Consider the following 16,072-nt stretch of genomic DNA (forward strand, 5'->3'; position numbering starts at 1 on the left):
TGGGCCATGCTACCACCGGTAAAGGGCACCCACGCTGAAGCGGGTGGCGTCCGCGGCCTCGAGGCTAAAGCTCAAGCCCAGAGCCGGGGTGAGGTCGTAGCCCAGGGTGAAGGTGAAGCGGGCAAGCCTGCCATCCCCCGGCAAAAAGGTGGAGCCCAGGGAAAAGGTGAGGCCATCCCGGCGGTACTGGGCGCTTAAGGTCTGCACCCCCCTGAGGTCCAGCTCGTAGCCCAAGAAGAGCTCGGGGCTCAGGTACTTGCCCACGGAAAAACGGGTTTCCTGCAGGTCCCCTCCCTGGAACACGGGAAGCTGCACCTGGAACCGGTCCAGGCCCAGGGAACGGGCCAGCTCCCTTTCCAGCTGGCCCAGCACCAGGTTCTCCAAAGCCGCTCCCAGGGCCACCTGGGGCAGGGTTTCCGCCAGGCGGGTGACGTCGGGGGTCCCCAGGGCGAGGAGGGCATAGATCTCGGGTTCGGTGAGGGCGGGATCCGAGGTGAAGTGGGGCTCAAGGCGCACCTTCACCCGGCCATTTTCTCGCAAAAACTCCCCTTTGGCCTCCAGGAAGACCCTGTAGCCCCGGGTTTCCGCCTGGGCCTCGAGGCGAAACTCGGGCAGGATGCCCCGGTCCGGAAAGAAACGTAGGAGGCTCCCCGCGGGATCCAGGGTAAAGAGGGAATCCCAGAGGCGGAAGTTACCCCATAGGGCCTCCACCTGCCCGGAGAGGTAGGGGTCGGCGTAGCTTCCCCCCAAAAACACCTCCCCCCTGAGCTCCCCCTGGGCCAGGCTTTCCTGCACCAAGACCCCCCTTTCCGCATACACCCGCACCCCCTCGAAGACCAGGGGCACCGGGGCGGGCTTCTCCCCTGGGGCCTGCAAGGCCACCCCCTCCTGGGAAAGCTGCCGGGCCTGGGCCTCCGGCAGGGCCAGCCTTGCCTTCAGCACCTCGGCGTTGCCCGTGAGGTGGTAGGTGCCCTTCTCCTCGTAGAGGAAGAAGCTCTTCACGTCCAGAAGACCCTCTTGCAGGTAGTACTGGGGGTAGTAAAGGGGAAGCCGGCCGTAGCCGGCAAGGCGCAAGGGGAAGAGGGTCCCTTGGGCCTGGGCCTCCCCCAGGCGGATCTCCACCCCGTAGCCGGGGTAACGGAAGGCCACCTCCGCCGGGGTTTCCTCCTTCAGCCCGGGCAGGGTAACCACACCCTTGGCGCTCACCTGGAACCTATCCCCATCCCCCTCCAGACCCAGCCTGGCCCTCCCGGGGAAGGGAGCGGAGAGGGTAAGCTCCCCCGCCGCCCGCGCCCCCCCGTTCAGGGAGAGCAGGCCCTGGGGCAGATACCCCGCCACCGGTCCCAGGCGGAAGCGGAAGTCCTGGAACTCCACCTGGAAGCCCTCCCCCTTAAGCCTTAGGAGAAGGCTTCCCGAACCCTCGGGCCGGTAGGGCTTTAAGGGAGGCACCACCCGGAGCACGGGGGTGAAGACCGTGTCCTTTAGGCTCAGGTAAAGGTCGCTCCCCTCGGGGCTCCAGTATCCCCCGCCCTCCCAGCTTCCCCGGCCTGAAAGGCGGAGCCGGTCCACCAGGACCCGGCCGCCTTCCAGGCGGAAGACCGCCTGGCCCTTAAGCTCATCCCCGGCCCCCACGAAGCGCAAGGCCTCCCCCACCAGGACCCCCTCGCCCCGCAGGGGATGGGAAAGGGGAAGGCGGAGCCGCACCGACCCCGTCCAGTAGGCCTCCCCTTCCAAAGGTCCCGCCACCGCCATGAGGAGGAGGTGGAGGGGGAAGCCCCGCAAGTTGGCGGTAAGGTCCAGATGTTCCCCCTCGAGGGCCACCCGGAAGGGGCTTTGCCCCAGCCGTCCCTCCCCCTGCACCAACCCTGGCCCCAGGGTACCCGTGAAGAGGAGGGGCAGGCGGCTTCCCGCCACCTCCGCCTCCCCCTCCAACCGCCCCCGGGCCCGGGTACCCTCCAGGGAAAGCTCCCCGGAAACCACCCCCTTCAGGTAGGGAGCATAGCGGCCGGCAAGGTCTTCCAAAGGAGCCCCCTCCAGGCGGAGCTTCCCGCTAAGGGGAAGAAGGCTTCCCCTGGCGGCGATCCGGCCCGCCGCCGCCTCCAGCACCCCCTCCACCTGGTACCCTTCCCCAAAGACCCGGCCCCGGAAACGGCCCTCCAAGGGGGGAAGGGGAAGGTCCACCCGGAGTTCCCCGGCGGGGGGATAGGAGAGGCTACCGGAAAGGTAGGGGCCCTGGGCCTCCAGGTAGGCCTGGAGAAGCTTTCCGGAAAGCTCCACCCCCTGCTCCCCCGCCCGGTAGGAAAGCCGGTAGGCCCCCAGGAGGTCCACCTCCCCCTCCAGGCTACCCGCCCCCGCCACCCACCAGGGGAAGGCGGGATGCGCCCCCGACAGGTGCACCCGATCCCCCTCACCCTGGAAGCGCACCCTTACCCCAAAGAGGTCCAGGGCCAGGGTCCCCTCCACCCTCTCCCCGGCGTAGCGCAAGGCCCCTTCCCCCTCGGAGCTCGCCAGGACCAAGGAGGCCTCCTTTAGGTCCAGGATCCCCTCCAGGGGAAGCCCAAGCCCTGGTAGCCGGTAGTCCAGCAAAAGCCTTTCCCCTTCCCCCCTGAGGGCGATACCCCCGGGCAGGAGGCGCGCGAGAATCCTCCCCTCCCCTTCGGCCAAGCGGGAGGCAAGGTCCAGGCGCACCCCCCCCAGCTGTAAAAGGGGCCAGGCCAGGCGCACCCTCTCCCCAAGAACCTCCCCGGAAACCTGGGGAAGGCCCCGTCCGGAAAGCTCCAGGCTTCCCTCCCCAAAGGCCACCCTCCCCCGCCAGGTTTCCCTCCAGGCCACCTCCCCCTCGAGGTCCCCGCGGAAGGCCAGGGAAAGCCCTTCCTCCCCGTAACGCCCCCGGGCCTGGGCCTGGCGGCCAAAGGCCTTTAGGGAAAGGTCCAGCCCCACCTCCCGCCAGGGGCCTGCCACCTTACCCGAAAGGCTCAAGGGACCATAGGCAAACCCCTGAAGGGCCAGATCCACGCCCTCAGGACCCAGCCTCCCCGACACCCCCTGTCCGGAAACCTCCACCTGGAATCCAGGAAGGCCCACGAGGGCAAGCTCCACCTCCCCATGGCGGAACCGGCCCCTAAGCCACTCCCCAGGGTAAACCCCCTGGGCCCAAAGCTCCCCTAGGCCCCTGGGCAGGTCCCCGGCGTAGCGGTAGGCCAGGCGAAAGGGAAGAAGGTCCAGCCGCCCGGACAGGGGAAGCCCCTCCCCCACCAGGTCCAGGCCCAGCCCCCCTCCCCGGGCCAGGACCACCCCGTAAGGGCTGGAAAGCCTACCCTCCCCGGCCACCTCTCCCAGGTAACCCTCCTTCGCCCGGTAGGCGTAGCTTCCGGAAAAGGCATACTCCCCGTAGGCCAGGCCTCCCCGCACCTCACCCTCGAGGCCCGGGCACCCACCCAGGGGAGCCGGCAGGCAGAACCTCCCTTCCAGGCCTCCCCTCCAGGCCCCCTCTCCCTGGAGCTGGAAAAGGCCCGCCCCCAGGTCCACCCTGCCAATGAGCCCCCCTTGGGGCAAGGGGTAGCGAAGGGTAAGGAGGCCGGAAAGCCCCTTCCGGTAGCGGGCCTCCCCCCGAAGCCTTGGCCCCTGGAAATCCCCCAACACCTCCCCATCCCCGTACCGGAGCCTTACCCTTTCCCCAAGCACCTCCCCCGCAAGCTCCGCCCGGAGGGGCCACAGCCACGCCTTCCCGGAAAACCACCCCTCTGGGCGCTCCAGGCGGACCTCGAGGGCCTCCTGCCAGGGCCCATCCGCCTGGGCCTTCAGCCGCCCGGGAAGGCCAAAGGGGGCAAGGTCCCGGTCCAAGTCCAGGACCAGATGCCCCTCCGCAAATCCCAAGCGGAAACCCTCCGCCTCCCCTGCCAGGGAAAGGGCTTCCAGCCCCAAAGGCCCACCCCGGTAGCGGTAGGCAAAGCGGAAGGGCAAGGCCTCCCCCTTCCCCAAGAGGCTTCCTTGGCCCTCCAGGTGGCCCAAGGGCTGGCCCCGGAGGGCCTCAGGCCACCCCGCCTGGAAGCTCCCCTGGGCCTCCAGCCGGGCCTGGCCCAGCCCCAGGCGGTACCTCGCCTTACCCGATAGGAGGAAGCCCTCCAGGATAGCCTCTGCCGCCACCTCCCCGGGAAGGTCCTTGCCCTCCAGCTGGAGGCGCAAGGGCCCCTCCCCCTCTCCCCTTAGGGCAAGCCCATGCCCCTCCGCAAAAAGCCTTCCCCGGTACCCCTCCGGGCCCCAGGCGAGGTCCACCCGCAAGGCCACCCCCTCCACCTCCCCTTCCCCCCGCGCCGAAAGATGCCAGGCCCCCTGGTACCGGGCCACCACGACCAGGGGTGCCCCCCAGGAAAGCTCCACCCGGCCTCCCTCCCCCTCCAGGCGCAAGGGGCCCTCCTGCTTCAGGTAGCGGAGGCTCCTAAACCTTCCCTTCCCCCGGTAGCGGCCTCCCTCCAAGGCCCAGGCCAACTCCCCTTCCCCGTAAGGGGAGGCATGGCGCAGGGTACCCTGCCCCCGGAGGGCCAGGAGGTTCACCCAGCCCGAAAGCTCCGTCCACCCCAGCCCCTCCCCCTGGTACCGGGCCTCCAGGGCCAGGCCCTCCAAGGGACCCTTAAGCCCAAGCCCCAGGGAACCGTAGCGGAAACTCCCCTCCACCTCCCCTTGGAGCCCGGGCCCCAGGCGGAGCCTGCCCTCCCCGGCCAAGCCCCCAAGCCCCCAAAGCCTCCCCTCCCTGGGGGCCCAGGCTAGGCCCGCATCCCGCCCGGCAAGGAATAGGCGGAGGACTCCCCCCTGGTAGTCCAGGGCCAAGGGCTCGGCCCCGTAGCGCACCCGCGCCCAGGCCTCCCCCTCCCCGGAAAGGGTCAGCCTGCCCTCCGCCTTTCCCGCAAGGGGAAGGCCCAGGGCCTGGGCCAAGGGGGAAACCTCCTCCAGGGAAAACCCCACCTCCTCCCCCTTTAGCTCCGCCTCACCCCCCTCCCACCGCAGGGCCAGGAAGGGCTCACCCTCGTATCCCCACCGATAGGCGAAGGGCAGGCCGGCAAACCTCCCCTCCCCCTCCCCCGCCACCCGAAGCCCCTGGCCCCGGAAGCTCCCCGCGATCCTTCCCTCCCTTCCCAGGACGGAGAAGGGCAAGGCCAGGCTACCCCTATAGCTAAGCCCCTCCCCCTCGAGGGACACGGGGCCTTGCAACCGGTAGCGAAGGCTTCCCTCCTCGGTCCACACCCTTCCCGAAAGGGGCAGGACGCCCAGGTAGGGAAGCCGGGCCTCACCGGAAAGCCCCAGGCTGAAGGCCCGCCAGGACCCCCCACCCTCCGCCTCGAGGCGCACCCCTAGGCCGTTCTGCTGGTAAGCTCCCCGCACCGCCAAGGAAAGCCCTTCCGGGGAAACCCGCCCCTCTCCCCGGAAGTAGGGCCCCTCCAGCCTTGCCCGGGCGGAAAGCAGCTCCTCCCCGGTCAAGAGGGCCTTCCCGTAGGGGCTTTCCAGCCGGAGGCTTCCCCCCCGGGTGCCCCAGGTGCCGCTGGCCCGGGCGGGAAGCCTCCAAGGGGAAAGGTCAAAGGCCTCCGCCTGCAGCAGGAGGCTCAGACCCCCCTCGTACCCCCCAAAGAGGCGAAGGCCCGGAGCCTGACCCTGAAAGCGCACGCCCGCCCCCCGCCCCGCCAGGCTGAGCCTTAGGCCCAGCCTCTCCAGGTGGGCCTGGGCCTGGTAGGAAAGCCCCAGGAGGTCCAGCCTTCCCCCTATCCCCACCGGTCCCAAAAGGGGAACCTCCCCCTGCCCCTTTACCCGTAGGTCCCGCCACCCTCCCTGGGCCTCCACCAGGCCATAGGGAGAGGAGAGGGTAAGCTGGCCTCCTTCCAGGGTGCCCTGCGCCTGGAGGTGGCCGGATACCCCCCTGTAGCTCCAAGGGAGGGCCAGGTGGAAGGGGTACCGCCCGGTGAACTCCAGCCTCCCCACCCCAGGCACCTCCAGCCCCTTCCGGTCCAGGTGGAAGGGCAAGGGAGGCACCTCGAGGCCCTCGGGCCAAGGGGGGTTCAGCCGGCCCCTCACCTCAAGCCCGGGGTAGACCTCACCCTGGCCCTCGGCATACCCCTCGAGGCCCTCGAGGAGAAGCCTCCCCCCCTCTCCCTTCACCACCCCCGCCACCCAAGGGGTTTCCACCCGGGCCTGGCCCCGGAAGCCTCCGTCCCAGGCCAGGTCCGCCCAAAGGGCCAGGGGTCCCAGCTGGGCCCTCCCCTTCAGGCTCAAGCCCCCCTGATAGCGCAGGAGGAGGTCCTGGGCCCTCAGGGTGAGGCCGGGTTCGGGATCGTAGGCCCCGGCGAAGGGAAGCTCCCCCAGGGGGGTCAAAAGCCTTCCCTTGATCTCTGCCCCCAGGCGGCGCAAACTCCCCTCCGCCTCCAGGTGGCGGCCCCTCAGGGCGAACCTTCCCGAAAGCCCGCCATCCCGGTAAAGGGCCTGCCCGGAAAGGCGGAGCTCGTCCAGGGCGTGGATGGGCAGGTCCCGCAAGCGGAGGGCCAGGGCCCCACCCCGGTACTCCCCTTCCCCGTGGGGGCTCAGGAAGCGGAAGGCCCCATCCTCCTGCCACACCCGCAAGGGGAAGGCGGCGTAGGGGGAACTGTAGCGCAAGGAGGCCTCGAGCCTCCCCAAGACCAGCCTTCCCTCCCCCTCGAGGCTTCCCACCTGCAGGGGCGTGGGCGCAAGCTGAAGCCCAAGGGAGCTCCAGCTACCCCGAAGGGCCAAGGGGCCAAGCCGCCCCGAAACCCGCTCCCCTTCCCCCCTCACCTCCCCCGAAAGATCCAGGGGCCGGAAGAGGGGAAGGCCTACCCCGGGGCTTTGCACCCGGGCCTGCCAGCGGCTTCCCCGGGCCTCAAAGGCCACCTGGGCAAGGCCCTCCAGGGGCCTAGGCCAGGCCACCTGGCCCCGGGCCTCCACGCGGTCCCCCTGGCCCTGCAGGACCACCCTGCTTCCCAAGGAGTCCTCCAGGCTCGCCCGGTAGCCCTGGCCCACCAGGCCAAAGCCCAGCCGGTAGGTGCGGTCAAAGAACCTCCCCTCCGCCTCCGCCTCCAGCCGGAAGACCTGGTCAAAGGAGAGGCTTCCCCGGTGGCGAAAGGGCTCGGAGAGAAGCCGCCCCTCCCCCGCAAACCAACCCTTCACCTGGACCCGGTCCCACCCCTCCCCCTCGAGGCGAAGCTCCCCATCCCCCTCCACCGGTAGGGAAAGGCGGTAGTGCTGGGCCAGGGCAAGAAGGCGGGGCCGGCCCCGGAGGGAGAAGCGGTAGCGTTCCCCCTTCAAGTCCACCTCGGCCTTGGCGGAAAGGGGCCCCTCGAGGCCCACCCCCCTCAGCTCCGCCTCCACCCGGTCGTCCCGGAGGCGGATGGGCCCCTCCACCCCGGTGAGGCGGAAGCCCACCAGCTCCACCACCCCCCCTTCCACCTGGGCCAGCCCCTCCATGCCCGAAGGGCCAAGGCGGAAAACCCCGGAAAGCCTCCCCCCCTTAAGCCCCTCGTAGAAAAAGGAAAGCCCCGGCACCTCGCCCCGATAGCGCACCTCCCAGGCGGACAGGTCCTGGGCCAAGGCCCGCGCCTCCCCCTGGAAGCTCCCCCCGGGAAGCCGGGCCACGAAGGCATAGGGGTTTTCCCCAAGGAGGGTAAGGCGCAAGGGGGGCAGGAAAAGCCTCTTCCCCTGGGGAAGCTCCACCTGGGCGTCCTCCAGGCGAAGTTGCCGGAAGACCACCCGGAGGGCAGGGGGCGGTCCGGGTTTTTCCGGGAAGAGGGCCTCCCAGGTGGGCTTGATCCTCGCACCCCTTAGGGCCAGGGAGAGGGGAAGCTCCTTGCGAAGAAGCCCCAAAAGGTCATAGCCCAGGCGCACCTCCTCCGCCTCCAGGGCCACCCCCTCCCCCTTTAGGGCTACCCCCTGCAGGCGGAGCCCCAAGAGCAGGTGCCCCCCCACCTCCTGCACCTGGCCCTCCAACCCCGCCAGGCCCATCCCCCGCTCCACCGCCAGCCGGAGCAGGGGAGGCCAGGCTAGAAGAAGGGTGAGGCACAGGAAAATCCCCAGGAAGAGGAGCCCAAGGCGCATCCCCCTTAGCATAGTGAAGGGAGATGAAAACCTGGTGGCAACCCCTTAACGGCACGAATCCCCAGGGGCCGTGGGGAATAATAGACCCATGCCGCGCCTGGTGGCCTTGGTCAAGGGAAGGGTGCAGGGGGTGGGGTACCGGGCCTTCGCCCAGAAGAAGGCCCTGGAGCTTGGGCTTTCCGGCTATGCGGAAAACCTCCCCGACGGCCGGGTGGAGGTGGTGGCGGAAGGCCCCAGGGAGGACCTCCTCGCCTTCCTCCACCACCTCAAGCAGGGCCCCCGCTTGAGCCGGGTGGAGGAGGTGGAGGTCCAGTGGGGGGAGGAGACCGGCCTAAAGGGGTTTTACGTGTACTGAGGAGCCTGGGCCCAGGGCTGGGGCCGCACCCCCACCCTGAGGAGGGCCTCGGCCAGGGCCCCTTTGAGCTCAGGAAGCCCCGTGCCCTTCAGGGCGGAGACCGGTATCCCCCCAAGCCTTTCCCTCAGGTAGTAGAGGTCATAGGGGGCCGCCCGGTCCGCCTTGGCGAGGGCCAGGACCCGGGGGGCTTCCACCCCCAGCTCCGCCAGAAGCTCCTCCACCACCCGGTACCGGCCCAGGGCCCCCTCCTCCGAGGCATCCAGGACGTGGACGAGAAGGTCGGCCTCCCTCACCTCCTCGAGGGTGGCCCGGAAGGCGGTTAGGAGCTCCTTGGGCATCTGGCGGATGAAGCCCACGGTGTCGGTGAAGAGCACCTCCCCCACCCCAGGGAGGAAGCCCCGACGGGTGAGGGGCCTTAGGGTGGCGAAGAGCTTGTCCTCCCCGGGCTCCCCGCCCCGGGCCAGGGCCTGGAGGAGGGTGGTCTTGCCCGCGTTGGTGTAGCCCACCACGGCCACCAGGGGCACCCCCCGGCGCTTCCTCTGCCTCCTCGCCTCCTCCCGGCGCCGGGTGAACTCCTCAAGCCTGCGGCTCAGGTGGGCGATCCGCTCCTGTAGCCTCCTCCGGTCCACCTCCAGCTTGGTCTCCCCGGGGCCCCGGGTGCCGATCCCACCCCCTAGCCGGCTCAGCTCCTTCCCCTTCCCCACCAGGCGGGGGAGGAGGTACCTGAGCTGGGCCAGCTCCACCTGGGTCTGGGCCTCCGGGGTCTTGGCGTGCAGGGCGAAGATGTCCAGGATGAGCTGGGTCCGGTCCAGGACCTTTAGGCCCGTGGCCCGTTCGATCTCCCGGGCCTGGGTGGGGGTGAGCTCCAGGCCGAAGATGAGGGTGGAGGCGTTCTCGTGGTAGGCCAGGCTCTTCAGCTCCTCCAGCTTGCCCCACCCCACCAGGTACCGGGGGTCCAGGTGGGGGCGAAAGACCAGGACCCTTTTCACGGGCACGCCGCCGGCGGTGCGGGTGAGCTCAGCGAGCTCCGATAGGTAGGCCTCCGCCTCGGGGCCCTCCCCCCGGTCCACCCCCACCAGGATGGCCCGCTCCCCGCTGCCGTCCAAAAGCTCCCGCACCCGGGCCTGGCGGGCCATCTCCTCCTCCAGGGCCTCCACCTCCGCCTTGTGGTCAAAATCCAGGTACTGGAAGTAGGGCCTGGGGGGCAGGATGCGCCAGTCCTCCTCCTGGGCCTTGGGCGGGGAGAGGAAGGCCAGGTGCAAGGTGGCGGGCCTGCCGTCCTCCACCTCCAGGGCCGCCAAACTGTCCAGCCGGTTTAGGAAAAGCACCGAGAGGTCGGGGCGGGAAAGCCCGCCCTTGGCCAGGTGGGTGTGGAGGAGGCGGAAGCCCGATAGCCTCCTTTCCCCCCTGGCTCCCTCGGGGATGGGCAGGTCCTTGGCATCCCCCACCCCCACCCGCACCACCCGCCCCTCCCGGTCCAGGAGGAGGCTTATGGGCCTCCCCATCTCCTGGGAGAGCCCGGCCAGGGCCTGGGCCAGCTCGGCGGTGAGGACCCTCTCCGGGGGAACCCGCCTACGGTACAGGTTGGAAAGTCTCCTAAGCTCGCTCTTCTTGAGCCCCTCAGTCTTGCCGAAGATCTTCTCCAAGGCACTTCCAGTATACCAAAAGGGCGCCCTTGGCCCTAGATTGAAGGAGGTGCGCGGGCTATTCCTGGCCCTCCTCCTGGCCCCGGCCATGGCCCAGCCGGGCTACGGCTGGATCGTGGTCCTGGGGGCAGCCCAGTACGGGGGCCGGCCCTCCCCCGCCCTGGAAAGGCGCCTCGAGGCGGCCCTTCTCCTCTACCGGAGGGGCCTAGCCCCCAGGGTGGCGGTGGCGGGGGGCAGGCTCCCCGGGGACCCCTACAGCGAGGGAGAGGTGGGGTGCCGCTACCTGCGGAGCAAAGGCGTGCCCCGGGAAGCCCTCCTCTGCGAAACCCAAAGCCAGACCACCTACGAGAACCTCCTCTTCCTCAAGCCCCACCTTTCCGGACGGATCCTCCTGGTCACCGACGCCCCCCACCTGCCCCGGGCCCTTTTCCTGGCCCGGCTTTTGGGCCTAAGGGCGGAGGGCCATGCCGTGCCCGGCGACTACCCCCTAAGGTACTGGGTCCGGGAAGCCCTTTACCGCCTCTGGCTCTACCTGGGCCTGAAACCCCTTCCCGGAGGGCACGGCCTCAGGAGCCCTCCTCTAGGTGCCTCAGGGAGTCCAGGTACCCCTGGAGAAGGGCCTTGAACTGGGCCACAAAAAGGGATTTCTCCCCCTTTACCCGCTCCACCTCCCCCTTAAGGCGCTTAAGCTCCTCCGCCGCCTCCCTCAGCACCTGGTCCTTGGCCGCCAGGGCCTCCTTCCGGATCAGCTCCGCCTCCCGCTCCGCCTGGGCCTTGAGCTCCCGGGCGATGCGCTCCGCCGCCACCACCGCCCGCTTCAGCTCCCCTTCCGCCTCCTTCAGGCGGGCCACCTCCTCCTCCAAGGCCCTAAGCCTCTCCTTCAGCCCCTCGTTCTCCTGGATGAGGCCCTCCATGACCTCGGCCACCCGGGCCAGATACCCCCTCACCGCCTCCTTCTGGTAGCCACGAAGCCCCGTGGGGAACTCCTGGTAGCGAATATCCAAGGGAGTTAGGTCCATGCGCCCCTCAGTCTACAAAAAGCGCCCGGCCCACCCGCACCAAGGTGGCCCTCTCCTCGATGGCGATGGGGAAGTCGTCGGACATGCCCATGGAGCGCTCGGGAAGGCCAAAGCGGTCGGCCAGCTCCGAAAGCCTCCGGAAGATGGGGCGGACCACGGCCTCCGGGCCCACCGGGGGCACGGTCATGAGGCCCAGGACCTCCAGGTGCCCAAGCTCCTGGATGCGGGCCAGGGCCTCGGGGAGCTCCTCCTCCAAAAACCCGTGCTTCTGGGGCTCCCGGCCCAGGTTCACCTCCACTAGGACCCTAAGCCTCACCCCCTCCCTCTCCCCCACCCGGTCCAGGGCCTCCGCCAAGCGCAGGGAGTCCAGGGAGTGGATGAGGGCAAACCGGGGGGCGAACTTGGCCTTGTTGCGCTGCAAGGGACCGATGAGGTGCCACTCCGCCTCTAGAAGCTCCATCTTCTTCAAGGCCTCCTGAACCCGGCTTTCCCCCAAGGGGAAGGAACCGTAGCGGAGGACCTTCTCCTGGATTTCCTCCACGTTCCTCCCCTTGGTCACCGCCACCAGGCGCACCCCCTTGGGATCCCGCCCCGCGCGGCGGCAGGCGGCCTCCATGGCCTCGAGGACCTCCGGAAGCCCCATGGCCTAAAGCTCAGCCAGGATCCCCCGCACCAAGCGGCGGAAGATGGGCCCCGTCTTGGCCGCCACCGCCAGGACCTCCTCCTCCGTGGCGTGGTGCTCCCTCTCCGGCACCGCCATGTCCGTGATGGTGGAAAGGCCCAGGACCCGGGCCCCCAGGTGCCTCAGGGCGATGACCTCGGGGACCGTGGACATCCCGATGGCATCGGCCCCAAGCTCCCTGAGCATCCTGAGCTCGGCCCGGCTGGCGAAGCTGGGCCCCATGAACCAGGCGTAGACCCCCTCAAAGAGGTGCAGGTCTTGCTTCCTGGCCACCTTGCGGGCAAGCTCTATGAGGCCAGGATCGTAGGCCTCAAACATCACGGGGAAGCGGGGTCCTAGGCGCTCGTCGTTTCTCCCCCTAAGGGGATTGGCCCCGGCGAGGTTGAGGTAGTCCAGGTGGAGCATGATCCCCCCGGCCTGGAACCTGGGGTTTAACCCCCCGGCCGCCGAGGTGAGGAGGAAGGTCTTGGCCCCCAGGAAATACCCCACCCGCACGGGGAAGACCACCTCCTCAGCGCTGTAGCCCTCGTAGTAGTGGACCCGGCCCTGGTAGACCAGAACCCGCTTGCCCTCCAGCTCCCCCAGGACCAGCCTCCCCGCATGCCCGGGGGCGGTGGAAAGGGGGAAGTGGGGGATCTCCCCGTAGGGGATCTCCGCCTCCTTGGCCACCTCCTCCGCCAAGGGGCCGAGCCCCGAGCCCAGGACGATCCCCACCTCGGGCACAAACCCGGTCTTGGAGCGGATATAGGCCACCGCCTCCTGGATCCTGTCGTAGACCTCCATGCCTAGCATTCTACTCTCACGCCCCCTTCACCCGCCTCTGGTAAGCTTTCCGCCATGAAGCGGCCCCTTGCCCTGGTCTTCTTGAGCCTAATGGCCCTGGCGGCCCCCATCCGGGAGGTGGCGGTGGAAGGGGGCGACCCCGTCCTTCAGGCCCTGGCCCGGGCCGCCCTGCCCTTCGGGGTGGGGGACGAGCCAGGGAACCTCGAGGAGGCCAGGAAGGCCCTCCTGGCCACCGGGTACTTCCAGCAGGTGGAGGTGCGTCTGGAAGGGGATGTCCTTAAGATCACCCTCACCCCCTACCCCCCCATCGGCCAGGTGCGGGTGGAGGGCAAGGCCTTCCCCCAGGAGGCCCTCCTGCGCTTCCTGGAACAGAACTTCGCCATCGGCCCGGAGGCCACCTATAACCCCATAAGGGCCGGGGAGGCGGCCAAAGCCCTGGCCGAGGCCTACCGGCAGAATGGCTTCCCCTTCACCCCTAAGGTGGTGGTGGAGGCCAAGGAGCAGGCGGGCAAGATGGCCCTCACCTTCCGGGTGGAGGAAAGCCCGGAGGTGAAGGAGGTCCGCCTAAAAGGGGCAAGCCTCCTCCCCGAGGCCGAACTTCTGAAGCTCCTGGAACCCCTAAAGGGCCCCTTTGACTTCGCCAAGTACCAGGAGGCCCTAAGGGGCCTGGCCGCCCGCTACGAGAGGGCCGGTTACCGCTTTAGCGGCCCCGATGCCCAGGAAAGCCGCCTCGAGGACGGCCTCCTCACCGTGGCGGTACGGGAGCTCAAGGTGGTGCGCATCCAAGGAGAAGGCCTGGACCTCACGGGCTTTCCCCTGAAGCCCGGGGACTACCTGCGCTACGACCTCCTCCTGGAAGGGGTGCAGGCCCTTTCCAAAAGGCTTTCCCGGGTGGTGAACTTCAACCTCACCCCCGAGGGGGAGGGGGTGGGGATCCAGCTCCAGCCGGGCCCGGAAGGCGGGGTGATCGAGCGGGTGGAGGTGAGCGGCAACACCGCCTTCCCCACGGAAACCCTCCTGGCCCTCCTCCGCCTGAAGCCCGGGGAGGTCTACACTCCCACCCTGGCCCAGGAGGACGCCCGGCGCATCGCCAGCTATTACCAGGAAAAGGGCTACGAGGTGGCCGACGTGCGCTACGGCTTCCAAGAGGGGGTCTTCCGCCTGCAGGTCCTGGAACTCAAGATCGGGGGCTACCGCCTGGAGTGGCAGGGAGACCACCGCACCCAGGAGGAGGTGATCCTGCGGGAACTTCCGAGGCCGGGAAGCCTCTTCAGCATCCCCGCCCTGCGCCAGGGCATCGCCCGCCTCATGGCCACGGGGCTTCTCGCCGAGCCCCCCGGGGTGCGCCTGGCCCCCGGGGAGAAGGAGGACGAGGTGGTGGTGGTCCTTTCCCTCAAGGAGGCCCGCACCGGCCTCTTCCAGCCCGCCTTGGGCTGGAGCTCCCTGGAGGGCTGGTCGGGTAGCGTCTCCTTCAAGGAGACCAACCTCTTCGGCCTGGCCCACCAGGTGGGGGTGGACCTGGCCTTCGTGCAAAACGACGCCAAGGACAACCTCTCCCTCTCGGTGAGCTACGCCATCCCCTGGCTCTACCTGGACTTTGGGGATCTCAAGGAGGTGCGCACCAGCCTTTCCTTCAGCCTCTTCTCCACCCCCATCGGCAACAACAAGCTCCTGGACGGAAGCACGGACACCGGTTGGGAGTACACGGAACGGCGCACCGGGGGCGGGTTCTCCCTCTCCCGCCCCTTCTCCCAGGACCTGGAGAACCTGCGCCTCTCCTTGGGGCTTTCCGCCCGGCGGTCGGCGTATGCCCTCGAGGTCTATGACCCCAATGCCCCCTGCAACCCCGCGGCCACCGACCCCAACGACCCCAAGTACTGCGACGGCACCGGCTACAAGAACCCCAGCCTGGCCCAAAGCCTCCTCCCCACCCCCGGCTGGACCCTGAGGCTGGACACCGGCCTCACCTACACCGAGGTGGACAACCCCCGCTTCCGCACCCAGGGCTACGAGGCAAGCCTCAGCACCGGCCTAGGCCTTTCCTTCCCCGACACGGGGGGGCGGAGCTTCTTCGTGCCCCTGGTGGCCACGGGGAAGACCTATATGCCCCTGGACGAGGAACGGCGCCAGGCCCTGGCCTTCCGCCTCTCCGCGGGCACCCTCCTGGGCTTCCCCCCGGAAAGCGAGCGCTTCTTCCTCTCCGGGGGTGGGGCCGAGGCCTTCCTCCTCAGGGGCTACGAGGACCGCAAATACGGGGGGCTTTCCTTCGCCACGGGAAGCGTGGAGTACCGCTACGACTTCCGCCTCTCCCCCCAGGGGGGCACCAACCTCTACGGCATCCTCTTCACCGACCTGGGCATTGCCGACAACACCGGGGGGGTAAAGTGGGGGGCGGGCCTGGGCTTCCAGCTGGACCTGGACCTCTTTGGGGCCCTCCTCCCCTCCTTGCGCCTGGACTACGCCTTTAGCCCGGAAAGCCCCACGGGGAGGCTCCACTTCCGCATTGGGCCCATGTTCTAAGGCCCTTCGGGAAGCCCTTTTGCGCTACAATGGGCCTGTGGCCCAAGAGGTCTTAGGCCCCATCTCCAAGGCCCTCAGCCAGGTGTGCCGCCCTTTTGGCGTACGGCGCCTTTGGGTATTCGGTTCCTTTGCCCGGGGGGAGGCGGACGAACAAAGCGACCTGGACCTCCTGGTGGAGTTCTACCCCGAAAAGGTGCCCGGCCTAGACTTTTTCCGGCTAGAAGAGGAGCTTGCCCGCCTCTTTGGCAGGCGGGTAGACCTCCACACGGCAAGAAGCCTGGGCCGCCACTTCCGCGAGCAGGTCCTAAAGGAGGCCAAACCCCTTTATGAGGAAGGCCAGCCTCTCTGACCGCACCCGCCTCCTTTCTGGAAATCCCAGGGCAAGCAGCCAGGGGTCTTTCCCCAGCTTGGCAGAGCCGGTACCCTCATGTCCCCTGGCGGAGCATCGCCGACCTGCGCAACCGGCTTATCCATGATTGACGTGGATATGGAAATCGTGGCCGCCATCGCCCAGAAGGACATACCTGTTCTCAGCCAACAGCCCAAGGCCATCCTGGCGGAAGGGGGATCCTAGTTGCGCCGAGGCCCAGGCCCCTGCAAACTGTTCTTGACGCCGGCGGCGTCCCTGCCATGAAAGCCTATCTGGGCCTCTACACCGCAAGGCTGGAAACCCCGGCCCGTAGCCTCAAGGAAAAGCGCGCCCTTATCAAGCCGGCCCTGGAGCGGGTCAAGGCCCGCTTCCCCGTCTCCGCGGCCCGGCTTTATGGCCTGGACGCCTGGGGCTTTGAGGTGGTGGGCCTGAGCCTCCTGGGCAACGACCCCGCGTGGGTGGAGGAAACCCTTAGGGAGGCTGCCCGTTTTCTGGCCTACCAGGGGGCCTTCCGGGTGGCCTTGGAGGAGTTCCGCCTCGAGGCCTTCGAGCTGGACGGCCTGGTCTAGACCCTTCCCGCCTTCCTGCACCCCTCCTGGATTAAGG

At 68.8% G+C, this 16,072-nt stretch carries 11 protein-coding genes; 6 read left to right on the forward strand and 5 right to left on the reverse strand.

Annotated features, from left to right (window positions below; genetic code table 11):
* Positions 1–9 precede the first annotated feature (9 nt).
* Positions 10–8,091, reverse strand: a complete 8,082-nt coding sequence (locus L0C59_RS02565) for a translocation/assembly module TamB domain-containing protein (protein ID WP_243089653.1) — start codon at positions 8,089–8,091, stop codon at positions 10–12.
* 88 nt (positions 8,092–8,179) lie between these two features.
* On the opposite strand from L0C59_RS02565, the gene L0C59_RS02570 reads away from it, so the two are divergent.
* Positions 8,180–8,446 (forward strand): acylphosphatase, encoded by a 267-nt coding sequence (locus tag L0C59_RS02570; RefSeq protein WP_243089654.1) that lies wholly within the window; start codon positions 8,180–8,182, stop codon positions 8,444–8,446.
* On the opposite strand, the gene hflX is transcribed toward L0C59_RS02570, so the two are convergent.
* A complete protein-coding gene (hflX, locus tag L0C59_RS02575; RefSeq protein ID WP_243089655.1) occupies positions 8,434–10,092 on the reverse strand; it encodes a GTPase HflX in 1,659 nt (552 codons plus the stop codon). The genes L0C59_RS02570 and hflX overlap by 13 nt on opposite strands.
* An 88-nt stretch (positions 10,093–10,180) precedes the next feature.
* Here hflX and L0C59_RS02580 point away from each other — a divergent pair, with 88 nt between their 5' ends.
* Positions 10,181–10,717 (forward strand): YdcF family protein, encoded by a 537-nt coding sequence (locus L0C59_RS02580; RefSeq protein ID WP_243089775.1) that lies wholly within the window; start codon positions 10,181–10,183, stop codon positions 10,715–10,717.
* Here the strand turns inward: L0C59_RS02580 and L0C59_RS02585 are convergent.
* The 3 genes from L0C59_RS02585 to L0C59_RS02595 are packed head-to-tail and all read right to left on the reverse strand — an operon-like array spanning position 10,659 to position 12,585.
* Positions 10,659–11,111 (reverse strand): DivIVA domain-containing protein, encoded by a 453-nt coding sequence (locus L0C59_RS02585; RefSeq protein ID WP_243089656.1) that lies wholly within the window; start codon positions 11,109–11,111, stop codon positions 10,659–10,661. The genes L0C59_RS02580 and L0C59_RS02585 overlap by 59 nt on opposite strands.
* Positions 11,112–11,118: 7 nt before the next feature.
* Positions 11,119–11,754: a YggS family pyridoxal phosphate-dependent enzyme gene (locus L0C59_RS02590; protein WP_243089657.1), complete on the reverse strand. Its 636-nt coding sequence runs from the start codon at positions 11,752–11,754 to the stop codon at positions 11,119–11,121.
* Positions 11,755–11,757: 3 nt separating this feature from the next.
* Positions 11,758–12,585: a purine-nucleoside phosphorylase gene (locus tag L0C59_RS02595; RefSeq protein ID WP_243089658.1), complete on the reverse strand. Its 828-nt coding sequence runs from the start codon at positions 12,583–12,585 to the stop codon at positions 11,758–11,760.
* Between the two features lie 45 nt (positions 12,586–12,630).
* Here L0C59_RS02595 and L0C59_RS02600 point away from each other — a divergent pair, with 45 nt between their 5' ends.
* The 4 genes from L0C59_RS02600 to L0C59_RS02610 all read left to right on the forward strand — a co-directional run bounded on the left by L0C59_RS02600 (position 12,631) and on the right by L0C59_RS02610 (position 16,035).
* Entirely contained in the window at positions 12,631–15,096 is a 2,466-nt protein-coding gene (locus L0C59_RS02600) for a BamA/OMP85 family outer membrane protein (protein ID WP_243089659.1), read from the forward strand.
* A gap of 37 nt (positions 15,097–15,133) precedes the next feature.
* Positions 15,134–15,445: a nucleotidyltransferase family protein gene (locus L0C59_RS02605; RefSeq protein WP_243089660.1), complete on the forward strand. Its 312-nt coding sequence runs from the start codon at positions 15,134–15,136 to the stop codon at positions 15,443–15,445.
* 23 nt (positions 15,446–15,468) lie between these two features.
* The gene (locus L0C59_RS11230; protein WP_423247918.1) at positions 15,469–15,576 is read left to right on the forward strand and encodes a HepT-like ribonuclease domain-containing protein; all 108 of its coding nucleotides are present in this window, start codon (positions 15,469–15,471) and stop codon (positions 15,574–15,576) included.
* 150 nt (positions 15,577–15,726) lie between these two features.
* A complete protein-coding gene (locus tag L0C59_RS02610; protein WP_243089661.1) occupies positions 15,727–16,035 on the forward strand; it encodes a DUF503 domain-containing protein in 309 nt (102 codons plus the stop codon).
* Positions 16,036–16,072: the final 37 nt, after the last annotated feature.

It is taken from the genome of Thermus neutrinimicus, from assembly GCF_022760955.1.
In the GTDB taxonomy this organism is placed as follows: domain Bacteria; phylum Deinococcota; class Deinococci; order Deinococcales; family Thermaceae; genus Thermus; species Thermus neutrinimicus.

Coding starts and splice junctions, on each gene's coding strand:
- L0C59_RS02565 (WP_243089653.1), bottom strand. CDS start 8,091: ATGCGCCTTGGGCTCCTCTTCCTGGGGATTTTCCTGTGCCTCACCCTT.
- L0C59_RS02570 (WP_243089654.1), top strand. CDS start 8,180: ATGCCGCGCCTGGTGGCCTTGGTCAAGGGAAGGGTGCAGGGGGTGGGG.
- L0C59_RS02580 (WP_243089775.1), top strand. CDS start 10,181: ATGGCCCAGCCGGGCTACGGCTGGATCGTGGTCCTGGGGGCAGCCCAG.
- L0C59_RS02585 (WP_243089656.1), bottom strand. CDS start 11,111: ATGGACCTAACTCCCTTGGATATTCGCTACCAGGAGTTCCCCACGGGG.
- L0C59_RS02590 (WP_243089657.1), bottom strand. CDS start 11,754: ATGGGGCTTCCGGAGGTCCTCGAGGCCATGGAGGCCGCCTGCCGCCGC.
- L0C59_RS02595 (WP_243089658.1), bottom strand. CDS start 12,585: ATGCTAGGCATGGAGGTCTACGACAGGATCCAGGAGGCGGTGGCCTAT.
- L0C59_RS02600 (WP_243089659.1), top strand. CDS start 12,631: ATGAAGCGGCCCCTTGCCCTGGTCTTCTTGAGCCTAATGGCCCTGGCG.
- L0C59_RS02610 (WP_243089661.1), top strand. CDS start 15,727: ATGAAAGCCTATCTGGGCCTCTACACCGCAAGGCTGGAAACCCCGGCC.